This window comes from Pseudomonas sp. TH07 (assembly GCF_016651285.1).
Taxonomy (GTDB): domain Bacteria; phylum Pseudomonadota; class Gammaproteobacteria; order Pseudomonadales; family Pseudomonadaceae; genus Aquipseudomonas.
Genome location: NZ_JAEKED010000001.1, coordinates 741,308 through 767,543 on the forward strand (window position 1 = coordinate 741,308; position 26,236 = coordinate 767,543).

The 26,236-nt window shown below is 57.5% G+C and carries 20 protein-coding genes; 16 read left to right on the forward strand and 4 right to left on the reverse strand.

Annotated elements, in window-relative coordinates:
* Window positions 1-71: 71 nt before the first annotated feature.
* From JFU57_RS03585 to JFU57_RS03595, 3 genes are all read left to right on the forward strand, one after another.
* Entirely contained in the window at window positions 72-527 is a 456-nt protein-coding gene (locus JFU57_RS03585; protein ID WP_020295268.1) for a MaoC family dehydratase, read from the forward strand.
* Window positions 528-630: 103 nt separating this feature from the next.
* Window positions 631-2,349 (forward strand): C13 family peptidase, encoded by a 1,719-nt coding sequence (locus JFU57_RS03590; protein WP_201128172.1) that lies wholly within the window; start codon window positions 631-633, stop codon window positions 2,347-2,349.
* Between the two features lie 28 nt (window positions 2,350-2,377).
* The gene (locus JFU57_RS03595; protein ID WP_078471637.1) at window positions 2,378-3,019 is read left to right on the forward strand and encodes an oxidoreductase; all 642 of its coding nucleotides are present in this window, start codon (window positions 2,378-2,380) and stop codon (window positions 3,017-3,019) included.
* A 33-nt stretch (window positions 3,020-3,052) separates the two neighbouring features.
* Here the strand turns inward: JFU57_RS03595 and JFU57_RS03600 are convergent, their stop codons facing one another.
* The 4 genes from JFU57_RS03600 to JFU57_RS03615 form a co-directional block, all read right to left on the reverse strand.
* The gene (locus tag JFU57_RS03600; protein ID WP_078471636.1) at window positions 3,053-3,340 is read right to left on the reverse strand and encodes a YceK/YidQ family lipoprotein; all 288 of its coding nucleotides are present in this window, start codon (window positions 3,338-3,340) and stop codon (window positions 3,053-3,055) included.
* Complete coding sequence (ubiX, locus tag JFU57_RS03605; RefSeq protein WP_020295264.1) at window positions 3,333-3,965, reverse strand: flavin prenyltransferase UbiX; 633 nt, start codon at window positions 3,963-3,965, stop codon at window positions 3,333-3,335. The genes JFU57_RS03600 and ubiX overlap by 8 nt, the downstream gene beginning before the upstream one ends.
* On the reverse strand, window positions 3,962-5,311 hold the full coding sequence (gene mpl, locus JFU57_RS03610) for a UDP-N-acetylmuramate:L-alanyl-gamma-D-glutamyl-meso-diaminopimelate ligase (RefSeq protein WP_078471635.1): 1,350 nt from the start codon (window positions 5,309-5,311) through the stop codon (window positions 3,962-3,964). Before mpl ends, ubiX begins: the two co-directional genes overlap by 4 nt.
* Before the next feature lie 139 nt (window positions 5,312-5,450).
* A complete protein-coding gene (locus JFU57_RS03615) occupies window positions 5,451-7,370 on the reverse strand; it encodes a sigma-54-dependent Fis family transcriptional regulator (protein WP_201128174.1) in 1,920 nt (639 codons plus the stop codon).
* 391 nt (window positions 7,371-7,761) lie between these two features.
* On the opposite strand from JFU57_RS03615, the gene exaC reads away from it, so the two are divergent.
* The 13 genes from exaC (at window position 7,762) to JFU57_RS03680 (ending at window position 26,051) form a co-directional block, all read left to right on the forward strand.
* On the forward strand, window positions 7,762-9,282 hold the full coding sequence (gene exaC / locus JFU57_RS03620) for an acetaldehyde dehydrogenase ExaC (protein ID WP_020295261.1): 1,521 nt from the start codon (window positions 7,762-7,764) through the stop codon (window positions 9,280-9,282).
* A 201-nt stretch (window positions 9,283-9,483) separates the two neighbouring features.
* Complete coding sequence (gene eutH / locus JFU57_RS03625; RefSeq protein WP_078471633.1) at window positions 9,484-10,764, forward strand: ethanolamine utilization protein EutH; 1,281 nt, start codon at window positions 9,484-9,486, stop codon at window positions 10,762-10,764.
* A gap of 126 nt (window positions 10,765-10,890) precedes the next feature.
* The gene (locus JFU57_RS03630) at window positions 10,891-12,285 is read left to right on the forward strand and encodes an ethanolamine ammonia-lyase subunit EutB (RefSeq protein ID WP_020295259.1); all 1,395 of its coding nucleotides are present in this window, start codon (window positions 10,891-10,893) and stop codon (window positions 12,283-12,285) included.
* 11 nt (window positions 12,286-12,296) lie between these two features.
* Window positions 12,297-13,121: an ethanolamine ammonia-lyase subunit EutC gene (eutC, locus tag JFU57_RS03635; RefSeq protein ID WP_201128176.1), complete on the forward strand. Its 825-nt coding sequence runs from the start codon at window positions 12,297-12,299 to the stop codon at window positions 13,119-13,121.
* A gap of 106 nt (window positions 13,122-13,227) precedes the next feature.
* Window positions 13,228-13,683 carry a GNAT family N-acetyltransferase gene (locus JFU57_RS03640; RefSeq protein ID WP_020295257.1) on the forward strand — a complete coding sequence of 152 codons (456 nt, stop codon included), beginning with the start codon at window positions 13,228-13,230 and terminating at the stop codon, window positions 13,681-13,683.
* Window positions 13,684-13,921: 238 nt separating this feature from the next.
* Window positions 13,922-14,578, forward strand: coding sequence for a DedA family protein (locus JFU57_RS03645; protein WP_020295256.1), 657 nt, complete (start codon window positions 13,922-13,924; stop codon window positions 14,576-14,578).
* 5 nt (window positions 14,579-14,583) lie between these two features.
* Window positions 14,584-15,396, forward strand: a complete 813-nt coding sequence (locus tag JFU57_RS03650; protein WP_020295255.1) for a M90 family metallopeptidase — start codon at window positions 14,584-14,586, stop codon at window positions 15,394-15,396.
* 112 nt (window positions 15,397-15,508) lie between these two features.
* Window positions 15,509-16,036, forward strand: a complete 528-nt coding sequence (ppa, locus tag JFU57_RS03655; protein WP_003176323.1) for an inorganic diphosphatase — start codon at window positions 15,509-15,511, stop codon at window positions 16,034-16,036.
* 1,009 nt (window positions 16,037-17,045) lie between these two features.
* Entirely contained in the window at window positions 17,046-19,844 is a 2,799-nt protein-coding gene (locus JFU57_RS03660; RefSeq protein ID WP_201128178.1) for a type I restriction endonuclease subunit R, read from the forward strand.
* A gap of 18 nt (window positions 19,845-19,862) precedes the next feature.
* Complete coding sequence (locus tag JFU57_RS03665; RefSeq protein WP_201128180.1) at window positions 19,863-21,572, forward strand: type I restriction-modification system subunit M; 1,710 nt, start codon at window positions 19,863-19,865, stop codon at window positions 21,570-21,572.
* Window positions 21,569-23,182, forward strand: coding sequence for a restriction endonuclease subunit S (locus tag JFU57_RS03670; protein WP_201128182.1), 1,614 nt, complete (start codon window positions 21,569-21,571; stop codon window positions 23,180-23,182). Before JFU57_RS03665 ends, JFU57_RS03670 begins: the two co-directional genes overlap by 4 nt.
* Window positions 23,179-24,969 (forward strand): restriction system-associated AAA family ATPase, encoded by a 1,791-nt coding sequence (locus JFU57_RS03675; protein WP_201128184.1) that lies wholly within the window; start codon window positions 23,179-23,181, stop codon window positions 24,967-24,969. The genes JFU57_RS03670 and JFU57_RS03675 overlap by 4 nt, the downstream gene beginning before the upstream one ends.
* Window positions 24,969-26,051, forward strand: coding sequence for an HNH endonuclease (locus tag JFU57_RS03680; protein WP_242487426.1), 1,083 nt, complete (start codon window positions 24,969-24,971; stop codon window positions 26,049-26,051). The genes JFU57_RS03675 and JFU57_RS03680 overlap by 1 nt, the downstream gene beginning before the upstream one ends.
* Window positions 26,052-26,236: the final 185 nt, after the last annotated feature.

Below are 26,236 nucleotides of genomic sequence, written 5' to 3' on the forward strand. Positions count from 1 at the left end.
TAAAGTGGTTGTCAGGGCACCGCCCCCACCCCGTGAAAAACTATAAAACCGATAAACCAAGGAGAGTCTCAATGCCCTACGTTCCTGTTGCAGAGCTCAAAGATTATGTCGGGAAGGAACTCGGACGTTCCGAATGGCTCACCATCGACCAAGAGCGCATCAACCTGTTTGCCGAGGCGACTGGCGATTTCCAGTTTATCCACGTCGATCCGGTCAAGGCTGCGCAAACCCCCTTTGGCGGCACCATCGCCCATGGTTTCCTCTCGCTGTCACTGATTCCCAAGCTGATGGAAGACATCCTGGTGTTGCCTGAAGGCCTGAAGATGGTGGTCAACTACGGCCTGGACAGCGTGCGTTTCATCCAGCCGGTCAAGGTCAACTCCAAGGTGCGACTCAAGGTCGACCTCACCGAGGTCACCGAAAAGAAACCCGGCCAGTGGTTGCTCAAGGCCACCGCCACCCTGGAAATCGAAGGCCAGGAAAAACCCGCCTATATCGCCGAGCCACTGTCGCTCTGCTTCGTCTGAAACACCGTTGATGCGAAACAGCTCACGCTGTTTCGCACGGCCTCTCTATATATAAGCCACATGGCTACGGCATACTCGGTCCCCTAATTACCCGGATCCCGCTATGCGCCCACTTGTACCCCTGGTTTTGACCCTGTTGCTCGCCGCCTGCGGAGACGGCGAATCGCTGCTGCCGCCCGACGCCCGGCTGCCCGACGGCGGACGCTATCGGGGCGACGTGGTCAACGGCCTGCTGCAGGGCCAGGGGCGCATCGACTATCCCAACGGCAGCTGGTACGCAGGACAATTCGAAAATGGCCAATGGCATGGCAACGGCGAATGGCATGGCAGCAACGGCGAGGTCTATCGCGGCCAGTTCCAGCAAGGCCTGTTCCACGGCCAGGGCAGCCTGACCACCCAGGACAGCAGTTACACCGGCGGTTTCAAGTTTGGCCGCCGCGATGGTGAAGGCACCCTCAAAGAGGGTGGCATGACCTACCGTGGCGAGTTCAAGGCCGACCTTTATTCCGGCTTGGGGCGCTTGGAGCTGGAGGACGGCAGCCAATACCAGGGCCAGTTCGCCCACGGCAAGCCCAATGGCGAAGGCCAGCGCAGCGACGCCAGCGGCAATCAGTTCAGCGGCCACTTCGTCAATGGCCAGCTCGAAGGCAACGGCACTTTCAACAGTGCCGAGGGCGACATCTACGTCGGCGGCTTCAAGCAGAACCAGTTGCACGGCAAGGGGCGTTACGAAAACGCGGATGGCGACGTGTGGATCGGCCAGTTCAAAGAAGGCGCCCTGAGCGGCAAAGGTGAACTGATAGGCGTCGACGGCAGCCACTATGTCGGGCAATTCAGCGATTGGCGCTTCAGCGGCCAGGGTCGTCTCAACCTCAGCGACGGCAGCTTTTATATCGGCGGTTTCGACAGCGACAGCTACCAGGGCCATGGGGTGCTGGTATTGCGTGACGGCACCGTGCAAAGCGGCGATTGGATCAACGGCCTGCGCGTGCGCGATGCCAGCGGCAAATTGCTGCCGGACCCACTGGAGCTCGGCTTGCTGGCCCAGGGGCGCCTGCTCGAACAGGCGTTGACCAACGTTCCCGCCTCGACACCGGCGATTGAGCTGTACAGCCTGACACTGGCCGGTGACGGCAAGCAAAGCGTGTTCCTGCGCGAAGCCGACTACGTCAGCAACATGCTCGCCAGCCGTTTCGGTGCCTACGGCCAGATCCGCCTGGTCAACCACCGCGACCACCTGGCCGACCGGCCCATGGCCACCCGGGAAAGCCTGCACCGCTCGGCCCAGACCCTGGCCGAACGCAGCGGCCCGGAAGACCTTGTTTTCATCTACCTGACCAGCCACGGCACCAGCGCCCACGAACTGGTGCTCGATCAGCCGCGTCTGGAGCTGGCCGACCTGCCGGCCGATGAGCTGGCGACGGCCCTGGCCCCGCTGAAGAACCGCGACAAAATCATCGTGATCTCGGCCTGTTACTCCGGCGGCTTTATCCCGGCGCTCAAGGACGAACGCACGCTGATCATGACCGCCTCGCAGGCCGACCGAGTGTCCTTCGGCTGCTCGGAGGAAGCGGATTTCACCTACTTTGGCGATGCGCTGTTCGCCCAGGCGCTGAACCAGACCGATGATCTGGAGCAAGCCTTCAAACTGGCCCGGGCCAACGTCGCCGAACGTGAGCAGGCCGATAATTTCGAAGCCTCGGAACCGCAGATCTGGGCGCCCAAGGGGGTCTTGGCGCACTGGCAACAATTGCGAAAACAGCAGGCACGAAAAGCGCTGCAAAGTGTCTCAATCAACAGCAAGGAAGCAAAGAGCAACTAAGCTGAAACAGTATCAAGGGGGAAACACTATGTACTTGACGCCTCAGCATATCCTGCTCGCTGGAGCCACCGGCCTGACTGGCGAACACCTGCTTGATCGCCTGCTCAACGAACCCACCGTGACCCGCGTTCTGGCACCCAGCCGCCGCCCGTTGAGCGAGCATCCGCACCTGGAAAACCCGGTGGGCGACCCGGCTGTATTTTTGCCGCAACTCACAGGCCAGGTCGACATCGCCTTCTGCTGCCTGGGCACCACCATCAAGCAGGCGGGCTCGGAACAGGCGTTTCGTGCCGTGGACCTGGATATGGTGGTGGCCTTTGCCAAGCGCGCGCGGGAAATGGGCGCGCGGCACCTGATCGTGATCAGCGCCGTGGGGGCCGACGCCCAGTCTTCGATCTTCTACAACCGGGTCAAGGGCGAAATGGAGCAGGCGCTCCAAGCCCAGGATTGGCCGCAACTGACCATCTGCCGCCCTTCGCTGCTGCTGGGCGAGCGCCTTGAGCCACGCCTGGCGGAACAACTGGCCGGCCCCTTGTCCAAACTGATTCCCGGCAAGTACCGCGGTATCGAAGCCTGCCAGCTGGCTCGTGCCATGTGGCGCCTGGCCCTGGAAGAACAGGACGGGGTTCGGGTGGTTGAGTCCGACGAGTTACGCAAGCTGGGCAAATAGAACCGGGCTGGCGCGGCACTCCAGCAAGCGCCGCTACAGCCCGCCGGTAGCCTGGAACCCCACACCCAACACCGTCAGGACCGACAACGGCAACAGCAGCGTGTCGAGCACAGCGCTGGCGGGCAGGTCGACACCGGGATAGCTCGGCGCCTCGGCCCCAAAACGGTCCATGGCGCAACAGCCACCCTGCATCGCATACAAATCCAGGCGGGTTCCCGAGTACACCACCGGCGCTCCCGGCTGGGCGGCATTGAGGGTGCGCGCGGTGGCGCAACCACCCAGTTGCAGGGCGATCAACGCCACCAGCAACGCCCTACTCATCACTGCTCAAATGGTGCTCGCCCCAGCGCGGCAGCATGTCCTGGGGAATGTTCAGCAGGTTGAGAATCCGCGCCACCACAAAATCCACCAGGTCATCGATGGTCTGCGGCTGGTGATAAAAGCCCGGCGACGCCGGCAGAATGGTCACGCCCATGTTCGACAGTTTGAGCATGTTCTCCAGATGAATACTCGAGTACGGCGCCTCGCGCGGCACCAGAATCAACTGGCGACGCTCCTTGAGCGTGACATCGGCCGCACGCTCGATCAGGTTGTTGCAGGCACCCGTGGCAATGGCCGACAGGGTTCCGGTCGAGCACGGCACCACCACCATCGCCGCCGGCGAGCCGGAGCCCGAGGCCACGGGCGACATCCAGTCTTCCTTCCCATAGACCCGGATCTGCCCCGCCGCCGCACCGGTGTACTCGGTGAGGAAGGCTTGCATCATCTGCGTCTTGGGCGGCAGGGAGACGTCGGTTTCGGTGGCCATGACCAATTGCGCGGCCTTGGAGATCAGAAAGTGCACTTCCCGATCCTCACGGACCAGGCAATCGAGCAGGCGCAAGCCGTACTGGGCGCCCGAGGCGCCCGTCATGGCCAGGGTGATGCGTTCCGGACCGTTGTTCATTGCAGGGCCTCAGCCAGTTTGCCGTGCAGGCCGCCAAAACCGCCGTTGCTCATGATCACCACGTGAGTACCGGGTTTGGCCTGGCTCTTCACGCGCTCGATGATGCCTTCCAGCGAGTCACTGACAATGGCCGGCACCGAGCACAGCGCGGCGGTCGCGCCCAGGTCCCAGCCGAGATTGGCGGGGGCATACCAGATCACCTGGTCGGCCTGATTGACGCTTTCCGGCAGGCCATCACGGTGGGCCCCCAACTTCATCGAATTGGAGCGCGGTTCGATGATGGCGATCAGCGGAGCATCACCAATGCGTTTGCGCAGGCCGTCCAAGGTGGTGGCGATGGCCGTCGGATGGTGGGCGAAGTCGTCGTAAATGGTCACGCCCTGTACTTCGGCGACCTTTTCCATGCGCCGCTTGACGCTTTTGAACGCACTCAACCCGTCGATGCCCATGGACGGCACCACGCCCACATGACGCGCCGCTGCCAGGGTGGCCAAGGCATTGGCGACGTTGTGTTGGCCAGTCATGTCCCACTCGACCACGCCTTGAACCACACCTTCAAACAGCACTTCGAAGCGCGAGCCGTCTTCGCTGAGAAGCCTGGCTTGCCATTGGCCACCCGCGCCGGTGGTCTGCACCGGGGTCCAGCAGCCCATGTCGATCACTCGCTGCAAGGCCGGCTCGGTGGTCGGATGGATCACCAGACCTTCGCTGGGAATGGTGCGCACCAGGTGATGGAACTGCCGCTCGATGGCCGGCAGATCGGGGAAGATGTCCGCATGATCGAACTCAAGGTTATTGAGGATCGCGGTGCGCGGGCCGTAGTGGACGAACTTGGAGCGTTTGTCGAAGAAGGCGCTGTCGTACTCATCGGCCTCGATCACGAAAAAGGGTGTGTCACCCAAACGGGCCGAGACTGCGAAATTCTGCGGCACACCGCCAATCAGAAAACCCGGGCTCATGCCCGCGTGCTCCAGCACCCAGGCCAGCATGCTGCTGGTGGTGGTTTTGCCATGGGTGCCGGCGACCGCCAGTACCCAGCGACCTCGCAGGACATGCTCGGCCAGCCATTGCGGGCCGGAGACGTAGGGCAGGCCTTTGTTCAGCACATATTCCACTGCCGGGTTACCGCGGGACATGGCATTGCCGATGACCACCAGGTCTGGCGCCGGGTCGAGCTGCGCCGGGTCGTAACCCTGGGTCAACTCGATGCCCTGGGCCTCGAGCTGGGTGCTCATGGGTGGATAGACGTTGGCATCGGAACCGGTCACACGATGGCCCAACTCCTTGGCCAGAACCGCCATTGAACCCATGAAAGTGCCGCAAATACCGAGAATATGAATGTGCATAGTCGACCTCGTAAACATCGCGGCAGGTTAGCGTAGAGGGCTGCAATTCGCACTCTTTAGCTGCCGAGCAGATCGAACGCCGCAGCTTATGGCCTTCGCTGTAGCCGCTTGTCCTCCCCGAGGTATCCCCTACGGGGTGCTAGCGGGCGATGCCATGTTTGCGCAGCTTTCTATACAGGGTGTTGCGGCTGACGCCCAATTGCTCGGCAGTGTGGGTCATGTGCCAGCGCTGTTGCTCCAGGACGTTGAGCAGCGCTAGGCGCTCGGCATCATCCAGCGGGTGCTGCGAAATATCCTCGACCGTGGCCACCACGGGGGCCGGACGGCTGTGACGGATAACTGCCGGCAGATCTTCGAGGACGATCCGCCCATCCTCGCAAAGCGCCGCCAGTGTCCGCAGCACATTGCGCAACTGGCGCACGTTGCCCGGCCAATGAAAGTCCAGCAACGACTGGCGCGCCGCCGCATCCAGCAGCACCGCCTGTTCACCGGCCTCTTCAGCCAGGAGAAAGTCCAGCAACTGGGATTTGTCACTGCGCTGGCGCAACGCCGGCAAGCCGATTTCCAGGCCATTGAGGCGGTAGTACAAGTCCTCGCGAAAACTGCCGTTGTGCACCCGCTCCAGCAGGTCGCGGTGGGTGGCACTGATGATCCGCACGTTCACCGCCTGGGGCTCGCCGCCAATGGGCACCACCATCCGGTCTTCCAGCACTCTTAACAGGCGAGTCTGCATGGCCAGGGGCATGTCGCCGATCTCATCGAGAAACAGCGTGCCGCCATCGGCCTGTTGCAACTTGCCGCGCATGCCTTCCTTGCGGGCGCCGGTAAAGCTGCCACCGCGATAGCCGAACAGCTCGCTCTCGATCAGGCTTTCCGGAATCGCCGCGCAATTGAGCGCGACAAAGGCTTTTTCCGCACGCTGGCTGGCGTGGTGCACGGCCTTGGCGAAGGCCTCTTTGCCGGAGCCGGTTTCGCCGTTGATCAGCAAGGGCACATCGCGCTCGAAAACCCTCAGGGCCTTGCGAAAATCGTTCTGCAGCGCCGCATCGCCCAGGCATATGCCCGGCAGCCGCGGGCGTTCGAGCACAGGGGCCGGCTTCACCACCGGCTGCGGCACCGTGCGCGGCTGGCCACGCAGCAGGGCGAACAGGTTGCGCCCATCACGGCTGCGCAATGGCCAACTGGCGCTGGCATTGACGCTGGCCCGGCTCAGCAACTCATCGAGCGAACAATCGAAGAACGACTCCACCGGTTTCCCCAGCAAACCGCCACGAACATGCCCCAACAGGTTCAACGCGCTCTGATTCACCGCACTGATCCGCCCATCACCGTCGAACGCTAGCAACCCTTCGCTGAACAGTCCCACGGACTCGGCCTGCAAATGAAAACGCAGCAACCACTGGTTGTCGAAATAACGCAGGAAATAGCAGCTCTCGATCATCTTCGCCGAAAGGTTGACCAGGGCCATGGTGTGGAATTGGCTTTGCCGCGAGACATCCTGGCGTGCCGACGATACATCGAGCACTGCCAGCAGCTCGCCATGAGGGTCGAACACCGGGCTGGCGGAACAGGTCAGGCCCGTGTGCCGCCCGCGAAAGTGCTCATCCTGATGGATGGTCAGCGCCTGACGCTCCACCAGGCAGGTGCCGATACCGTTGGTGCCTTCGCAGGCTTCGCTCCAGTCGGCGCCCAGCCACAGGCCGGCGCGCTCGAAGATTTTGCGCTCGGTGGGCGCGGTAATGCAGTTGAGGATCACCCCGCGCGCATCGGTCAACAGCACCGCATGGCCGGCACCGGACAATTGCTGATGCAGGCTGGCCATCTCGCTGCCGGCGATCTGCAGCACTTGCTGCAGGCGCTCGCGACTTTCCAGGACCCGCCCCTGCTCGAGCACGGTCGGCGCCATGGCCTGGGCCGGGTCGAGGTGGTAATCCTCAAGGCAACGCAGCCACGAGCGGGCGATCGACGGGTCGCTGCCCGGGCCCTGCAAGCGGGCCTTGCCCTGGGTAACGGTCAGCACTTGCTGGGCGTGCCGGGTCAGATGATTACTGCTATGCATTTCTTATTATTCTCCTGCTGCGCTGTCACGCTCAGACGGAACCACCTCTAGCCGCTGCCGCAAGATGGCTGAAAGCCCCTGGACCCGTTCGCAACCAGGCAGCAGCGACAGACGGGACGGGTGAATTTCACAAGCAAACCAGCATCCTCCTGCGACGGATTCATTGCAATGCCGACTCGACTGATGAGTCACAGGTTGTGCCATACAGGTGACAAACTGTCACTCACCGCTGTGCCATATCTGTCACAGCCCGCCGCCAAGTGCCTGTCGAAACACTACAAAACCCTTGATTCTGCGGGCCTGCAACACGCTGGCCCGACCTTTGCTCTAGGCTTAACAAGCGCAACAGCGCGTCCTCCCCTATAAGCACAAAAGCCAGGAGATACCCACCATGCGTTACGCACACCCCGGTACTGAAGGCGCTATCGTTTCGTTCAAGGCCAAGTACGGCAACTACATCGGCGGTGAGTTTGTCGCTCCGGTCGATGGCAACTACTTCACCAATACTTCGCCAGTCAACGGCAAGGCCATCGCCGAATTCCCGCGCTCCACCGCCAAAGACATCGACAAGGCCCTGGACGCTGCCCACGCTGCCGCCGACGCCTGGGGCAAGACCTCGGCCCAGGACCGCTCCCTGGTCCTGCTGAAAATCGCCGACCGCATCGAACAGAACCTCGAACTGCTGGCCATCACCGAAACCTGGGACAACGGCAAGGCCGTGCGTGAAACCCTCAACGCCGACATTCCATTGGCCGCCGACCACTTCCGCTACTTCGCGGGCTGCATTCGCGCCCAGGAAGGCACCAGCGCCGAAATCAACGAGCACACCGCCGCCTACCACTTCCATGAACCCCTGGGCGTGGTCGGGCAGATCATCCCGTGGAACTTCCCGCTGCTGATGGCCGCCTGGAAACTCGCCCCAGCCCTAGCCGCCGGCAACTGCGTGGTGCTCAAGCCCGCCGAGCAAACCCCGCTGGGCATCAGCGTGCTGATGGAGCTGATCGGCGACCTGCTGCCGCCAGGCGTGCTCAACGTGGTACACGGTTTCGGCAAGGAAGCGGGCGAAGCCCTGGCCACCAGCAAGCGCATCGCCAAGATCGCCTTCACCGGTTCCACTCCGGTGGGCTCGCACATCATGAAATGCGCCGCCGAGAACATCATCCCGTCCACCGTGGAACTGGGCGGCAAATCGCCGAACATCTTCTTCGCCGACATCATGAAGGCCGAGCCGCAGTTCATTGAAAAGGCCGCTGAAGGCCTGGTGCTGGCGTTCTTCAACCAGGGCGAAGTCTGCACCTGCCCATCCCGGGCCCTGGTGGAAGAGTCGATCTACGACGACTTCATGAAAGTGGTGATGAAGAAGGTCGAGCAGATCAAGCGCGGCGACCCGCTGGACACCGACACCATGGTCGGCGCCCAGGCCTCCGAGCAACAATTCGACAAAATCCTGTCCTACCTGGAAATCGCCAAGCAGGAAGGCGCGCAACTGCTCACCGGCGGCAAGGTAGAAAAACTCACCGGCGACCTGGCAACCGGCTATTACATCCAGCCGACCCTGCTCAAGGGCACCAACGATATGCGCGTGTTCCAGGAAGAAATCTTCGGCCCGGTGGTGAGCATCACCACCTTCAAGGACGAAGCAGAAGCCCTGGCGATTGCCAACGACACCGAGTTCGGCCTCGGCGCCGGCCTCTGGACCCGCGACATCAACCGCGCCTACCGCATGGGCCGGGCGATCAAGGCCGGTCGCGTCTGGACCAACTGCTACCACCTGTACCCGGCGCACGCCGCGTTTGGCGGTTACAAGAAATCCGGTGTCGGTCGTGAAACCCACAAGATGATGCTCGATCACTACCAGCAGACCAAAAACCTGCTGGTGAGCTACGACATCAACCCGCTGGGCTTCTTCTGATCCACGCCCCCGGCGACCCAGGTCGCCGGGGGTTCCGGCCCGCGCGGGCCTGAAGCGCCCCTCCATCCTCCATCCGTTTCGGCGTCCACGACTGGCCGAGAGGGATGCTGCTGTCAAAAATTCCCGATTGGCCTCGCATCGGGCTGTCGTGCTGAAAGTCCACGCGGCTTTTAAAGAACAATAAGAACAAGGAACAACCTAATGGATCAGATCGGCAACTACGTGCTCTACCTCATCATGCTCTGCGCCGTGCTCGGGGCATTCGCCGCGATTTACGACAGCGACCGAGGACTGGGCAAAGAATTCATGGAGGGCATCCACGCCACCGGGTACATCTTCGTACCGGCCGCCGGGATCATGGCCTCCATCCCCTACCTCACGGTGGTGATCGAAAGCGTTTTCGGTCCATTCTTCAACTCCCTGGGCGCCGACCCGGCGCTGGCGGCAACCATGATCATCGCCTCGGACATGGGCGGCTATCAGTTGGCTTCGGCCCTGGCGGCCAGCAAGGAAGCGCTGGTGATGGCCCTGATCACCGGTTTCATGGGCGGCGCCACCATCGTCTTCTCGATTCCCATGGGCCTGGCGATGCTCGACAAGCGCGACCATAAATACATGGCGCTGGGAATCATGTCCGGGATCCTGACCATCCCCATCGGCGTACTGATCGCCAGCGTGATCCTGGCGTTCAGCAACCCACTGGTGCGCGACCTGGTGACCACCAATGGCGAAGCCGGTTACCAACTGGCCCTGGGCATGGGCAGTATTTTTGCCAACCTGCTGCCGATCCTGATCTTCGTCGTGGCCCTGGCCGTCGGCCTGCGCTTTCTGCCGGACATGATGATCAAGGGCTTCATCATTTTCGGCCGGGCCATGGACGCGGCGATCAAGCTGGTGCTGGTGTTTTCCATCGTCGAATACTTCACCGGGGTGTTCTCGCTGGTATTCGGCGGCTGGGGCTTCCATCCGATCATCGCCGACGCCGAGGACCAGACCCGCGCCCTGGAAACCGCCGGCTACATCGGCATCATGCTGGCCGGGGCCTTCCCCATGGTCTACCTGTTGCGCAAATACCTGGGCAAGCCCCTGGAAAACCTCGGCAGCAAGGTTGGCCTGAGCGCCGTCGGCAGTGCCGGCATGCTGGCGACCATCGCCAATATCCTGGCCATGTTCCGCCTGGTGCGCTTCATGCCGCCCAAAGACAAAGTGATCAACATCGCCTTTGGTGTGTGCGCGGCCTTTCTGCTGGGCGACCACCTGTCGTTCACCGCCAACTTCCAACCGACCATCATCCTCCCGGTGCTGATCGGCAAAATCAGCGCCGGATTCATCGCCGTGGGCCTGGCTTACTGGTTATCGGTGCCCAAGGCCCTGGAGTTGGAAGCCCAGGATCGCGCTGCCGGGATCATCGCCGAAGGCGAATACCTGGGCGACGCCGAGCCCGAGGCCCCGCTGCCCGCCGGACACAAGGCCACGGCCTGAGGACGGCGCGCAACACCGGCGTGTACGTACACGGGCAAGCGCCTGGAACAGCGGTCGAAAAAGGTGGCATTCTGACAACTGCCACCCCCACGACAACGCACATTCATCGTTGAAACGGAGACAGAGATGGCCAGTTTTTCCCATACCGTCGGCCCCCAGACCTATCGCTTCGATAGCCTCAAGGAGGTCATGGCCAAGGCCAGCCCGGCGCGTTCCGGAGACTTCCTGGCCGGGGTCGCGGCCCTGAACGACGGCGAACGGGTCGCCGCGCAGATGACCCTGGCGGACATCCCCTTGAAACACTTCCTGCAGGAAGTGCTGATCCCCTACGAGTCCGATGAAGTCACCCGGCTGATCATCGACACCCACGACCAACAGGCCTTCGCCACGGTCAGCCACCTGACCGTGGGTGGTTTTCGCGACTGGCTGCTCAGCGATGCCGCCGACGAAACCAGCCTGCGCGCCCTGGCCCCTGGCCTGACCCCGGAAATGGCTGCCGCGGTGTCGAAGATCATGCGCGTGCAGGACCTGGTGCTGGTGGCGCAGAAGATCCGTGTGGTCACGCGCTTTCGCAACACCGTAGGGCTGCGCGGGCGGATGTCGACCCGCCTGCAGCCCAACCACCCCACCGACGAACCGGCAGGCATCGCCGCCAGCGTGCTCGACGGCCTGCTGTACGGCAACGGCGACGCCATGATCGGCATCAACCCGGCCACCGACAGCATCGCCTCGATCTGCGCCATGCTGGAAATGCTCGACGCCATCATCCAGCGTTATGAAATTCCGACCCAGGCTTGCGTCCTGACCCACGTCACCACCTCCATCGAGGCGATCAACCGGGGCGTGCCGCTGGACCTGGTGTTCCAGTCGATTGCCGGCACCGAGGCGGCCAACGCCAGTTTCGGCATCAACCTCAATGTGTTGCAGGAAGGCTACGACGCCGGCTTGAGCCTGAACCGCGGCACCCTGGGACAAAACCTGATGTATTTCGAAACCGGCCAGGGCAGCGCCCTGTCGGCCAACGCCCACTTCGGCATCGACCAGCAGACCTGCGAAACCCGCGCCTATGCCGTGGCCCGGCATTTCAAGCCGTTCCTGGTCAACACCGTGGTCGGTTTTATCGGGCCGGAATACCTGTACAACGGCAAGCAGATCATCCGCGCCGGCCTGGAGGATCACTTCTGCGGCAAGCTGCTGGGCGTGCCCATGGGCTGCGACATCTGCTACACCAACCACGCCGAAGCCGACCAGGACGACATGGACACCCTGCTGACCCTGCTGGGCGTGGCCGGAATCAACTTCATCATGGGCATCCCCGGCTCCGACGACATCATGCTCAACTACCAGACCACCTCCTTTCACGACGCGCTCTACGCCCGGCAGACCCTGGGCCTGAAGCCGGCCCCGGAGTTCGAGCAATGGCTGGCGCGCACCGGAATCTTCACCCAAGCCGATGGCAAGGTGCATTTCGGCAATAACCTGCCACCGGCCTTCCGCCAGGCGCTGGCGCAATTGGGATAAGCGAGACACTTATGGACAAGCACCCCACCGACAGCCAGAACCCCTGGCTGGAACTGCGCCGCCTGACCCCGGCCCGCATCGCCCTGGGCCGCACCGGCACCAGCATGCCAACCGGCGCCCAACTGGACTTCCAGTACGCCCACGCCCAGGCTCGCGATGCCGTGCACCTGCCCTTCGACCATACCGGGCTCAGCAGCCAGTTGGCCGAGCGCGGGCGTGACAGCCTGTTGCTGCACAGCGCAGCCGTCGATCGCCACAGCTACCTGCAACGCCCCGACCTGGGGCGGCGCCTGAGTGATGAGTCGGCACAAACCCTGCGCGATTACGCCCGCGCCAACCCCGGCGGAGTCGACCTGGCAGTGGTGGTGGCCGATGGGCTTTCGGCGCTGGCGGTGCATCGCCATACCTTGCCGTTCCTGGCGCGAATGGAAGAGCAGACCAGCGCCGAAGGCTGGTCGCTGTCGCCGGTGATTCTGGTGGAACAGGGCCGGGTCGCGGTAGCCGATGAAATCGGCCAACTGCTGGGCGCGAAAATGGTGGTGATCCTGATCGGCGAGCGCCCGGGCCTGAGTTCACCGGACAGCCTGGGCCTGTACTTCACCTACCAGCCCAAGGTCGGGCTGACCGACGCCTACCGCAACTGCATCTCCAACGTGCGCCTGGAGGGCCTGAGCTACGGCATGGCCGCCCACCGCCTGCTGTACCTGATGCGCGAGGCATGCCGGCGGCAGTTGTCGGGGGTCAACCTCAAGGATGAAGCCCAGGTGCAAACCCTGGAGTCGGATACACCGGAGAACATGAAGGGCAACTTCCTGTTGAGCCCACCCGAAGCGTGATTTTCAAGACGATTGCGCTTTTTTCCAGCTTTAGGCAGCATCCGAACACGGCTGCCCCGAGTAATGAACCGTTTGCCGTCATATCCACTTGCTGTTGAGGCCTACCATGCGGATTACTCAAGCAACCCTGGAACACCTGGATCTGTTGACGCCGTTGTTCGTCAAATACCGCGAATTCTACGGCGCGCTGCCTTACCCGGACTCGTCCCGGGCCTTTCTGGAAAAACGCCTGCGCCGCAAGGAATCGGTGATTTACCTGGCGCTGTCCGATGACGACAACAAACTGCTCGGTTTCTGTCAGCTGTACCCCAGCTTCTCGTCCCTGTCCCTCAAGCGTGTATGGATCCTCAACGACATCTACGTCGCTGAAGACGCTCGGCGCCAACTGGTGGCCGACAACCTGATCCGCACCGCGAAGAAAATGGCCAAGGAAACCCACGCCGTGCGCATGCGCGTTTCCACCAGCAGCGATAATGAAGTGGCGCAGAAAACCTACGAGTCCATCGGCTTTCGCGAAGACACCGAGTTCAAGAACTACGTATTGCCCATCAGCGATGATTGATCCGCTCGACAGCGGCCTTCGGGCCGCTGTGGCATTTACCGAATTTCCCGCCTCTGCCCGCCGCCAAACGATGCCTGGCCCTCGAAACGCCCCGCTACAATCTCAACGCGCATTTCACAGTTCACACTTTATAATGCTGACCTTTTCGGCAAGTAAGAAACGTCTGCCCTCGCTGTAAGACCTTACCCCGAGTCATTGCACAGGTCCGCCGAGCCGGGCCGTTACCACAGGTGCCTCCATGGATTTCAACCCGATCGACCTCATCCTGCACCTCGACGTCTACCTCGACTTGCTGGTGACCAATTACGGCCCATGGATCTACGCCATTCTGTTCCTGGTGATCTTCTGCGAAACCGGCCTGGTGGTGATGCCCTTCCTGCCGGGTGATTCCCTGCTGTTCATTGCCGGCGCCGTGGCCGCGGGTGGCGGCATGGACCCGGTGCTGCTGGGCGGCCTGCTGATGCTGGCGGCGATCCTCGGCGACAGCACCAACTATGTCATCGGCCGAACAGCGGGCGAACGCCTGTTCAACAACCCGAACTCGAAGATCTTCCGCCGCGATTACCTGCAAAAGACCCACGATTTCTACGACAAGCATGGCGGCAAGACCGTGACTCTGGCGCGCTTCCTGCCAATCATCCGCACCTTTGCGCCGTTCGTCGCCGGCGTGGCGCGGATGCCTTACCCGCGCTTCTTCGGCTTCAGCGTGGCCGGCACCATCCTCTGGGTAGGCGGCCTGGTCACCCTGGGGTATTTCTTCGGTAACGTGCCCTTCATCAAGAAAAACCTGTCGTTGCTGGTGGTGGGCATCATTCTCCTGTCCCTGGTCCCGATGATCATCGGCGTGGCCCGCAGCCGCTTTGGCCGCTCGACGTCAAACGCCGAGCCGCGCTGACCGGCATGTGGTCCCTCAGTGCCTGGCGCCGCAAGCGCATCCTGGCCAAGCACCCGATTGCCGATGACACCTGGCAGCGGGTGCGCCAGCACTTGCCCTTCCTCGATGGCATCACCCCGGCCGAAGACCAATGGCTGCGTGAAGCCAGCGTGCTGTTTCTCGACGAAAAACACCTGACCGCCCTCCCCGGCGTCGAACTGCATCAGGAACAGCGCCTGCTGCTGGCGGCCCAGGCCCAACTGCCATTGCTGCACCTGGGCGACCTCAACTGGTACCAGGGCTTCCATGAAATCGTCCTCTACCCGGACGACTTCCTCAGCCCCCAGCGCCATCGCGATGCTAGTGGTGTCGAACACGAGTGGGACGGCGAACACAGCGGCGAAGCCTGGCAACAAGGGCCGATCATCCTGGCTTGGCCCGGAGTCCTGGCCAGCGGCGGCTGGGAAGCCTACAACCTGGTGATCCACGAACTGGCGCACAAGCTGGACATGCTCAACGGCGACGCCAACGGCCTGCCGCCGCTGCACAGCGATATGCGGGTCAGCGACTGGGCGCAGGTGATGCAAGAAGCCTACGACGACCTCGACCGCCAACTCGAGCAGAACCCGGACGCCGAAACCGCCATCGACCCCTACGCCGCGGAAAACCCAGCCGAGTTTTTTGCCGTCACCAGCGAATACTTCTTCAGCGCCCCGGATTTGCTCAACGAGGCCTATCCGAAAGTCTATGAACAGTTGCAGCTGTTTTACCGGCAGAATCCGCTCGCCAGGCTGCGGCAACTTCAGGCCGAAGATCCGGTCTATCAGCCACACGACTAAGCGTTGTACGACCCTTGGTACGTGGCATCGATAGCGGAGTGTGTCTATAATCGCCGCCACTTTTTGGTCAATCCGGCCAAGTCATTTGGTCATCTAACGGGGGCACCGCCCAATGAGCTACAGCAAGATTCCGGCTGGTAAAGACCTGCCGAACGACATCTACGTCGCGATCGAGATCCCGGCCAACCACGCGCCGATCAAGTACGAAATCGACAAAGACAGCGACTGCCTGTTCGTTGACCGTTTCATGGCAACCCCGATGTTCTACCCAGCCAACTACGGCTTTATCCCCAACACCCTGGCCGACGACGGTGACCCCCTCGACGTGCTGGTCGTAACCCCGTACCCAGTGACCCCAGGCTCGGTCATCCGCGCCCGTCCGGTGGGCATCCTGAACATGACCGACGACGGTGGTGGCGACGCCAAAGTCATCGCGGTACCACACGACAAGCTGTCCCAGCTGTATGTCGATGTGAAGGAATACACCGACCTGCCGCCACTGCTGCTGGAACAGATCAAGCACTTCTTCGAGAACTACAAAGACCTCGAAAAAGGCAAATGGGTGAAGATCGACGGTTGGGGCAACGCAGACGCAGCCCGTGCCGAGATCATGAAGTCGGTTGCAGCCTATAAAGGCTGAGAAGCAGCGCTAAGCTTCCAGTCGTAAGCTGCAAGGAAAAGCCCCGGTGATTCGGGGCTTTTTTGTGCATGCCAGAAACCCGGTGCCTGGGGCAGGTAAAATTCCGTTGCACTATTTTGGCTCTCGAGGCCTCTGGCCGGCCCTTCGCGCTGGGAATTTGCGGCAAATATGCGTATGCTGCGCCCCACATTTGCGCATCGGCCCTTCCGCGGTCAGATCGCACGACGAAGCGGATGATTTTCTCGCCAAGTCCCACAGCCAGCCGCAAGAGCTGGGTGTACGTTTTGAAGGCTGGTGCGGTTTACCAAAAATGAACCAAGCCAGTCCCCGAGAAGCCGGCCACAAGCCGGCTTTTTAATACCTGAAAGTCACGTAGAATGCGGGCTCAGTGCGATACACCATCTTTGACCCACACTTTGACCCACACCCAGCACCAAGTTAGCCACTATTCCATCGACCTGATTCTGCAACGCAACGATCTAAGACTTTCAATTCTCAAGGCCAAACTGCACCTTGACCACCAATACCTTCGTGTCGACGACCCCTACTACTCAATTACCTCAAGTTAACGGGAACTGCCCGCCATTACAGGCATCCTGCTAAACTCGCGCGATTTTAAGACGATCGCAGGGCTTTTAGCCTTGATGCATGCACCCCGAGCCATTTGCCACCGCCGTTAAAGTCGCTCCGCATCTGAGTGACGTAAAAAAACTCGCCTATCGGATGGGTGCTAGAACATATTCGTGTACAAAATCGGGCGCCTCAGGGAACGCAGCTATCGGAAGAAGATTGGTGATTACGCGCGAGCCGTGCCTGAGGGTAGGGGGGAATGAGGTATGACCAACGAAAGGGCGCGTGAGTGTGCCCCCCCTAAACTAATGTCATTGAGGGGCCTTAGCAGCGGAACAATGGAAAACTCGCTAAAAGGCTGCACTGCCTTTGCCAACGCAACGGACTGTCAGCAGAGCGAGCCACAAGCATCCTTAGCCGACAGGGAGAACGGTAACTCATGACCAAATCTGAGGCACAGACACGAACGGAGCTCATCGACCAGCAACTCGCCTTGTCTGGTTGGAATGTCAAAGATCCTACCCAGGTCGTCGAAGAGTTCGACATTTTGACCGCCTTACCCGTAGGTATGACCGAACCAAGCGCCCCGTACATGGGCCATCAGTTCAGTGACTATGTCCTCCTAGGCAAGGACGGCAAACCTCTGGCCGTAATAGAAGCCAAGAAAACTAGCCGAGACGCGGCAATAGGCCGTGAGCAGGCAAAACAGTATTGCTACAACATCCTAAAGCAGTTGGGCGGCGAATTACCGTTTTGCTTCTACACCAATGGCCACTCGATTTACTTCTGGGATCTTGAAAATGCCCCGCCGCGAAAGGTCGTCGGTTTCCCAACGCGCGACGATTTGGAACGCTTCGCCTATATCCGCCGCAACCGAAAACCGCTGACGCAAGAGTTCATAAACACTTCGATTGCCGGACGGGATTACCAAATTCGGGCGATTCGCTCCGTGCTCGAAGGCATCGAGCTGAAGAAACGCGACTTCCTACTGGTAATGGCCACAGGCACAGGCAAAACCCGCACCTGCATTGCGATGGTCGATGCTTTGATGCGATCAGGCCATGTAGAAAAAGTGTTGTTCTTAGTCGACCGAATTGCTCTGCGTGAACAAGCTCTGGCCGCCTTCAAGGAGCACATGCCCAACGAGCCTCGCTGGCCCAACGTAGGCGAAAAGCTCATTGCTAAAGATCGTCGTGTGTATATCTCCACCTATCCTACGATGCTCAATATCATTCGGGACGAAGCGCAGCAACTGTCACCACACTTCTTCGACTTCATTGTTATCGATGAGAGCCATCGTTCCATCTACAACACCTTTGGAGAAGTACTCGAATACTTCAAAAGCATCACCTTGGGTTTGACCGCGACGCCAACCGATATCATCGACCACAATACATTCCAGCTTTTCCATTGCGAAGACGGCCTGCCGAGCTTCGCTTACACCTTCGAAGAGGCCATAAACAACTTGCCTCCTTATCTCTGTAACTTCCAGGTTATGAAAATTCAGACCAAGTTTCAGATGGATGGCATTAGCAAGCGTACCATCTCGCTGGAGGATCAGAAAAAATTGATCCTGCAAGGTAAAGAGATTGAAGAAATAAACTTCGAAGGCTCGCAACTTGAGAAACAGGTGATTAACAAGGGCACCAACACGTTAATAGTCCGTGAGTTTATGGAAGAAGCCATCAAGGACAGCAACGGCGTACTTCCCGGCAAAACCATTTTCTTCTGCGCCACCAAGGCGCACGCCCGGCGTATAGAGGAAATTTTCGATAAGCTATATCCGCAACACAACGGCGAGCTGGCCAAGATGCTGGTATCGGACGACCCGCGCGTGTATGGCAAGGGAGGCCTGCTAGATCAGTTCACCAACAACGACATGCCACGTATCGCCATCAGCGTCGACATGCTGGATACGGGCATCGATGTGCGCGAAATCGTCAACCTAGTGTTCGCCAAACCGGTGTACTCCTATACCAAATTCTGGCAAATGGTCGGACGCGGTACACGACTGCTCGAAACCAGCAAACCCAAGCCCTGGTGTCTTGAAAAAGAGACGTTCCTGATTATCGATTGCTGGGACAACTTCGAATATTTCAAGCTCAACCCCAAGGGCAAAGAACTCAAACCGCAGCTGTCGCTTCCCGTTCGGTTGGTCGGCCTACGACTCGACAAGATCGAGAAGTCCAATGACATCGGTCTTACCGATACTGCCGAGCGTGAAATAACCAAACTGCGATCTCAAATCGCTGCGCTCCCCCCAGCATCTGTCGTCATCAAAGAAGCCGCTGCCTCGCTAGCAATTCTGGATGAAGAAAATTTCTGGGTCAGCCTTACTCACCAGAAAATCGAATTCCTGCGAACTGAAATCAAGCCATTGTTCCGCACCGTCTCCGAATCCGATTTCAAAGCCATGCGTTTCGAGCGAGACCTACTCGAATACTCGCTGGGAGTGCTGAACGAAGACAAGGCACAGGCGGAAACTATCAAGGAGGGCATCGTAGAGCAAATCAACGAACTCCCCCTTTCTATCAGCTTTGTGAAACAAGAAGAACCCTTGATACGCGCCGCGCAAACCGGGCACTACTGGGTCAACGTCAACGAGGATGCTTTAGATGAACTGGTGACCAAGCTCGGCCCACTGATGAAATTCCGAGAGCAAAACACAGTTCAAGAGCAAACCTATCTTGATCTGGCCGATGAGCTACACAAAAAGGAGTGGGTGGAATTTGGCCCGCAGCACGAGGCGGTCAGCACCACCCGCTACCGCGAAATGGTCGAAACACTGATTACCGAACTCACCGAGAACAACCCGGTGCTTCAGAGAATCAAGAACGGCCAGGGGATTAGCCCGCTCGAAGCTGATCAACTTGCAGAGTTGCTGCACGAAGAACACCCCCACATAACCGAGAAGCTATTACGCCAGGTCTACAAAAACCGCAAGGCACGCTTTATCCAGTTCATCCGCCACATCGTTGGCATCGAAGTGCTTCAGAGTTTTCCGGACGAAGTCAGCGCCGCATTTGGTCAGTTCATTCGTGCTCACACCACCCTAAGCGGCCGTCAACTAGAATTTCTGAATCTATTGAAGAACTTCATTATTGACCGTGAAAAGGTAGAGAAGAAAGACCTCATCAGCGCCCCTTTCACGGTCATCCACCCGCAAGGCATCCGTGGCGTTTTCAGCCCTAGCGAAATTACCGAAATCCTGCAGCTAACCGAACAGTTTGCTGCCTAAAAATAGACAGAGCATCCTATGCTTCAGAACAACACCGACCTCAAAAGCAAGATTGATCAGCTCTGGAACAAATTTTGGAGTGGTGGAATCAGCAATCCACTCACCGCCATTGAGCAGATAACTTATCTACTCTTTATGAAGCGGCTGGACGAGTTGGATCTTAAACGTCAGGCAGATGCAGAATTTATTGGTGAAGCTTACATATCAAAATTTTCCGGTATGTGGGTTCCTCCTGAATATCGAACCAAGCGCACCGGACTCGAAAGTGCTCAAGAACTGGTCGAGATTCACATCAACGATAACCGACAATATGGTATCAATAAACAAATCTTGCGCTGGAGCGAGTTCAAGCGCATGCCTGCCGAAGAGATGCTGCAGCATGTGCAGAGTAAGGTATTTCCATTTCTCAAAGACTTGAATGGTGAAGAATCCAATTTCACCCATCACATGAAGAATGCCGTTTTCATTATTCCCAAGCCTGCCCTGCTAGTAGAAGCGGTGAAGACCATCGACGAAATTTTTGCGGTAATGGAAAAGGACTCGCAAGAAAAAGGCCAAGCGTTCCAGGACATTCAGGGTGATGTGTACGAATTCCTGCTCTCAGAAATCGCCACCGCCGGGAAGAACGGCCAGTTCCGTACTCCTCGACATATCATCAAGCTGATGGCTGATTTAGTGCAACCGCAACTTGGGCAAAAAATCGTCGACCCAGCCTGCGGAACCGGCGGTTTTCTACTTGGCGCGTATCAATATATCGTCACCCAGCTGGCTATCAACGCTGGCGCTACCGATCTCACGCCCGATGAAGACGGCTTTGTACGTACTTCAATTGCGGCCGCCCTCACCGAAAAAGCCCAAGCCATTCTGTCCAGTTCGCTGTGGGGTTACGACATCGACGCAACCATGGTACGCCTGGGGCTAATGAACCTGATGATGCACGGAATCGATGAGCCACAAATCGATTACAAGGACACCCTAAGCAAGAGCTACAACCAAGAAGCCGAATACGACATTGTGCTGGCCAATCCGCCCTTCACCGGTAGCATCGACAAAGGCGATATCAATGAATCCTTGCAACTAGCCACCACCAAGACCGAACTGCTGTTTGTGGAGAACATCTATCGCCTACTAAGAAAAGGAGGTACCGCCTGCGTGATCGTGCCACAGGGCGTGCTGTTCGGTTCTGGGAAAGCCTTTAAGGATTTGCGCCAGACTTTGGTTGATCGGTGCGACCTCAAGGCCGTCATTGCCCTGCCCAGCGGAGTGTTTAAGCCCTATGCGGGTGTAAGCACCGCCATCCTGCTATTCACTAAGGTATGGGGACCGAAAGACAAGGTGACTCATCCAGCGACCGAACATGTATGGTTCTACGAAATGACCGCCGATGGCTACAGTCTGGATGACAAACGCAGCAAACAGGAAGGAAACGGAGATCTACAAGATATTTGCGCCAAATACCAAACCCGCAGTACTGACACCGATAACGACCGCGCTGCGAAATACTTCATGGTTCCACGCTACGAGATTGCGGATGATAAAAATAATTATGACCTTTCTCTCTCACGCTACAAAATGGACGTATCCGAAGAGGTTCACTACGATGCACCTGGTGTGATTTTGGATCGATTAATTCAGGCCGAGGTGGGCAACGTTAATGAGGCGGAACTAGATAAAATTCAAAGTGGCATAGTGCGCGAGCTGCTGGCGCTGAAGGGAATGGTGGGATGAAGCTGGTATCGATAAAAGACGTTATTACAGACAAAATCTCTGGCGAATGGGGAGAGGAATCCCTTGACGGGCAGGGTGCTGTGGTCATTCGGGCTGCAAACTTCCTAAACTCCGGGGCGATAAATTTCTCCAACTTGGTTCGTCGCAAAATAGATCAAAAAAAAATCGAGAAAAAGAGACTTTTATCAGGGGACATCATAATTGAGAAGTCCGGTGGCAGCCCTACTCAACCGGTTGGGCGAGTAGTTCTCTTTCAAAGCCCTAACGACGACATCTACCTGTGTAACAACTTTACGTCCATTCTTCGCCCCAATAAAAAAGAAATATACCCGGAATACCTTTTTTATATCCTTCACAACAATCATAAAAAAGGAAAAACACTTAGGTATCAAAACAAAACCACGGGCATAATAAATCTAAAACTCGACAATTATCTTGACTCAGAAATCCCTCTTCTTTCTCTCGACCATCAAATGCGCGTCGCGCATTTACTCGGCAAGATTGAAGGCTTGATCAACCAACGAAAACTACAACTACAACTACTTGACAATTTACTCAAGAGTACGTTTTTGGAAATATTCGGCGACCCCGTGTCTAACCCTCACGAATTTCCTATAAAACCACTTTCGGAATTTTATATTAATCCGAAAGATGGCACCAAATGCGGTCCTTTTGGAAGTGCGTTAAAAAAAGATGAAATGGTCGACTCCGGAGTGCCTGTTTGGAACATGGACAACATCGCTTCAGACGGCCAAATGACACTACCCTTTCGTATGTGGATCACTAACGACAAGTACGAAAGCCTCAAGGCATATTCGGTACAGGAAGGCGATGTAATAATTTCTCGTGCAGGTACCGTTGGTAAGATGTGTGTAGCTCGCATGAATGGCCAGCCTGCCATCATAAGCACCAATCTTATTCGCCTTCGCCTTGGTGCTAATCTACGCCCATTGCACTTTGTCTCGCTAATGCTGTATTGCAAAGGCCGAGTAGGCCGTTTGAAAACCGGTGCCGATGGATCATTTACACACATGAATACTGGGGTATTGGATTCACTTGAGTTTCCATATCCGCCCATCGAGCTCCAAGACCGATTCGCCGCAATAGCAAGCAAAGTTGAAAGCATCAAAGCCCTATATAAGGAGAGCGTAGTTAACTTGGAAGCTCTCTTTAATTCTCTTACTCAACAAGCCTTCAAAGGCGAACTAGACTTGTCGCGTGTGCCGCTACCGTCCACTATCGTTGAAGGAGAAGACGCTATGGCTCGCGCCCATTTTCCAGCGCAGTCCGCAGCGCTGGCGATCAACCTTCCAGACACTGATCTGTTGTTACCAGCACTGGAAAACCGAGAGAACCTCAAGCCACTGTTGCAATTATGGCTGGAAGCCTATCGCGCCCAATTGGGCGGGGCAGCATTCTCTGTGGAAAGCTTCATGGCCGCCGCGCAAACCCGATTGGCGGAATTGCACCCGGACAACGATTTCGAGTTGGGCGCCGACTTCTACGAACATATCAAAAATTGGGTATTTTCGGCTCTTGCAGCCGGTACCTTGACACAGATTGCCCATGACGAGCGCAACCTCATCCAGCTTAAGGCTGCGCTGACATGAAATTGTTGCGTCTAAAGATAACCGACCCGTCAGGCTTCCGCAGCCTGCCCTGTGATTTTGAACATCACTTCCGCCCGGAATGGGCCGTGCGGGACGAATTAGCCCAGCCCGAAGGATTTGCCCCGTTCGTCTGCGCCGGGCCGAATGGCAGTGGCAAGTCCAATCTGCTGGAAGCGCTAGCGGCGATCTTTTTTCAGTTGGAAATGTTGCGCGTGCGCCGCACATTTTTGCCAGAGGTTTTGCAGAACGAAGCACTAGATTTTTCCCCCGTGGCGTTTGAACTGGACTATTTGATTCCAATTCCGCCGGAGTATCGTCGCCCTGATGGGCAGGTGTGGGCGAAGGTGAGCGTTTGGAAAGAGGCCGGTGAAACCGTGCACTTTCTGTGGGAGAACCAGGGTGATTTCGACACTGATACCTATGAAACCTTCAAGGGTGGGCATGCTGACATTCTCTTGCCCCAATACGTATTGGGTTACTCCTCGGGAGAGAACGAAATCCTCAGCCTACCCTTCTTCAAGCTTCGTTTTGTGCAGTTCGACGAATACTGGAATGCGCTGACTCGTCAGCTTACCTATCCAGGACACCCGGAGGCACGTCTTGCGTATCTCGACAATGGCTTTAGCCAGGCCATCTTGTTGTGCAATCTGCTGTTCCAGGATGAGGAAACGTTGCAACCCTTCCGAGAAGACGTGGGTATTGAGGCCCTCAAGGAATTCCGCATTATCCTGCGACGCAGTATCCCCCTGGAGACGGGGCAACTCACTGCCTTTGCCAACGAAGATCAAAACCAGCACCAGTCTCTCGACGACATCGTGCGAAGCAATCCGGCCTTGCGCGTCGAAACGGACGACATGGGAGCAAGTCGTTACCGCGTGAACCTTTTGCAGTTGTTGGAGGGAGACGAGAAGTCGTCGCTGATGCTGAGTGCCCTGAAGCGTTGCGCAACCTTGAGCTACGTGGATGAAGTCACTGATACTCTGATCCTCGATTTTTGGGTGAATGAGGGCACAAAAGAGGCCTTCCGCGAAAACTTCGAGGGCAGCCCTTTAGCGCTCTTCCAGGCTTTCCAGGTCTTGCTAACTTTGAATCTTTACCCCGTGAGCGATGCGCTCAAGGCTGACTTGTACCAGTCGACCAGCCGCTATGTGAGCGAAACCGTGCCCACGCTGGCTTCCGACCAGCGCGCCATGCGCTTCAAGTTTGTGCGCTTTAGCAAGCTGGACGTGCCCGAGCCCCTAATGCTGAAGGAGCTGTCAGACGGAGAGCATCAGCTGCTGCACAGTCTTGGCCTGTGCCTGCTGTTTCGCAACACTAATAGTCTGTTCCTACTTGATGAGCCAGAAACTCATTTCAACCCCGACTGGCGTGCCAATTTTATTAGCCGCCTACGGCAGTGTTTACCGAGGAATGAAGATTCTGCGCAAGAAATGCTGATTACCACACACACACCATTTTTGATCTCGGACAGTAAGCCGGATAAGGTGCTCGTATTCGAGAAAGACAAGGTAACCGGCACTGTTAGCATCAGCCAGCCAGACTACAACACACTGGGCGCATCCATTAATAAAATCACTATGAATACCTTCGGAAAACGAGAGACTATTGGAGGCTATGCCGAAGGCTTGTTGAATGCATTGCGGACACGTTTTGAAAGAGGAAACGAAGACAGAGAGGCATTAATTACCGAGGTTCACCAGCAGCTTGGTGACTCAGTGGAAAAAGTATTGCTGATTAAGGCCATCCTCGACAGTGCGCCGCAAGATGACGGGGAGGCACAGCGCTGATGCTGTTTCCTTACACTCATGTGCCACATCAGATGGATAGAATGCAGGAGTTCATTGATTTCATCTTTTTCGATGTGTGGTGCAAAGCGCCAATCGGCCTAGTCTTTCACCCAGATCTGTTCGAGAAAAATCCCGACCTAAAGGCTGTCATGTCAGAGTTCGGTTTTTCCGCTAAAGCGGCGGAACGCGGAAAGTCGTTTTACAAAGACGTGAAAGCGATCTATGAGCTTTTCGCACTGCTATCAGCTGCGCAAATTGATCAATTCAAAGATTGGTATCGGGGAAATAACGAGCTAGAGAAAATTTGTGCAAACGACCCGAAAGTGCAACTCGCCCGTTATGCCGATATCGCCGCGACCTACGAGGACCTTGCCAACCAACTCGGTGCGTTTTTCAAGGAACTATACTCGAAATCGCTCTTAGACCTGGCTGCGTTTCGAGCCAAGATCGGTGATATTGATAGTCACTATCAATCCTTCATGACCATAAACAAAGTAGGGAAATGTCCTTTCTGCGGAATCAACGATCTGCTCGGCGAGTACCACAGCAAGCGTGAGGCATATGATCATTATCTGCCCAAGGCGCTTTACCCCTTCAACTCTATCAACTTCAAAAACCTCGTACCGGCCTGCCATCACTGCAACAGCAGCTACAAAACCAGCAAAGACCTTGCCTACATGCCGAAAGATCCGACCCGGACAGTTCAGCGCCGCGCCGCTTTTTACCCATACACGACTACTCCTTACACCATTGATCTGCAAGTAACCTTGCAGCATTCAGATATAGCAAACTTAAAGTCGGCAGAAATCGAACTGCAATTTGGCCCCCCTGCTCTTAACGCCGAGATCGATACTTGGAAAGACGTGTATGGTATTGAAGAGCGCTACAAAGCAAAGCTGTGTGGGGAAAATGACGGAAAGTACTGGTTGACCCAAATTCTAGATGAATGGCAGGAAGATGGGCGGCATCCAGCTGATTTCCTGAAGACGCTAGCGCGGCAAACACAGAGTCGGCCATATGCCGAATGCAACTTCCTAAAGAAACCATTTCTTGATGCCTGCAAGCAGATTGGGATCATATAAGAATGATACGCGCGCGTACTAGTTAAGAAACTATCAATCTTCTCGCCGGATAGGATCTTCAGAAATCATCCATCTCTTTTTGGCGATTGCTGAAACAGTTAAATAATTCTTAATTCGAGCCACGTAATGCTTCAGCTTTCCCTCAACTAGAGCTTCATCAAAATTCCTAGATGTGATTAGCACGG

Bases quoted from the DNA above. Each gene is read 5' to 3' on its own strand.
- eutC (WP_201128176.1), top strand. From the start codon at position 12,297: ATGGACAAGCACCCCACCGACAGCCAGAACCCCTGGCTGGAACTGCGC.
- JFU57_RS03650 (WP_020295255.1), top strand. From the start codon at position 14,584: ATGTGGTCCCTCAGTGCCTGGCGCCGCAAGCGCATCCTGGCCAAGCAC.
- JFU57_RS03615 (WP_201128174.1), bottom strand. From the start codon at position 7,370: ATGCATAGCAGTAATCATCTGACCCGGCACGCCCAGCAAGTGCTGACC.
- JFU57_RS03665 (WP_201128180.1), top strand. From the start codon at position 19,863: ATGCTTCAGAACAACACCGACCTCAAAAGCAAGATTGATCAGCTCTGG.
- JFU57_RS03680 (WP_242487426.1), top strand. From the start codon at position 24,969: ATGCTGTTTCCTTACACTCATGTGCCACATCAGATGGATAGAATGCAG.
- JFU57_RS03640 (WP_020295257.1), top strand. From the start codon at position 13,228: ATGCGGATTACTCAAGCAACCCTGGAACACCTGGATCTGTTGACGCCG.
- ppa (WP_003176323.1), top strand. From the start codon at position 15,509: ATGAGCTACAGCAAGATTCCGGCTGGTAAAGACCTGCCGAACGACATC.
- JFU57_RS03645 (WP_020295256.1), top strand. From the start codon at position 13,922: ATGGATTTCAACCCGATCGACCTCATCCTGCACCTCGACGTCTACCTC.
- JFU57_RS03630 (WP_020295259.1), top strand. From the start codon at position 10,891: ATGGCCAGTTTTTCCCATACCGTCGGCCCCCAGACCTATCGCTTCGAT.
- JFU57_RS03595 (WP_078471637.1), top strand. From the start codon at position 2,378: ATGTACTTGACGCCTCAGCATATCCTGCTCGCTGGAGCCACCGGCCTG.
- JFU57_RS03675 (WP_201128184.1), top strand. From the start codon at position 23,179: ATGAAATTGTTGCGTCTAAAGATAACCGACCCGTCAGGCTTCCGCAGC.
- JFU57_RS03590 (WP_201128172.1), top strand. From the start codon at position 631: ATGCGCCCACTTGTACCCCTGGTTTTGACCCTGTTGCTCGCCGCCTGC.
- eutH (WP_078471633.1), top strand. From the start codon at position 9,484: ATGGATCAGATCGGCAACTACGTGCTCTACCTCATCATGCTCTGCGCC.
- ubiX (WP_020295264.1), bottom strand. From the start codon at position 3,965: ATGAACAACGGTCCGGAACGCATCACCCTGGCCATGACGGGCGCCTCG.
- JFU57_RS03670 (WP_201128182.1), top strand. From the start codon at position 21,569: ATGAAGCTGGTATCGATAAAAGACGTTATTACAGACAAAATCTCTGGC.
- mpl (WP_078471635.1), bottom strand. From the start codon at position 5,311: ATGCACATTCATATTCTCGGTATTTGCGGCACTTTCATGGGTTCAATG.
- JFU57_RS03585 (WP_020295268.1), top strand. From the start codon at position 72: ATGCCCTACGTTCCTGTTGCAGAGCTCAAAGATTATGTCGGGAAGGAA.
- exaC (WP_020295261.1), top strand. From the start codon at position 7,762: ATGCGTTACGCACACCCCGGTACTGAAGGCGCTATCGTTTCGTTCAAG.
- JFU57_RS03600 (WP_078471636.1), bottom strand. From the start codon at position 3,340: ATGAGTAGGGCGTTGCTGGTGGCGTTGATCGCCCTGCAACTGGGTGGT.
- JFU57_RS03660 (WP_201128178.1), top strand. From the start codon at position 17,046: ATGACCAAATCTGAGGCACAGACACGAACGGAGCTCATCGACCAGCAA.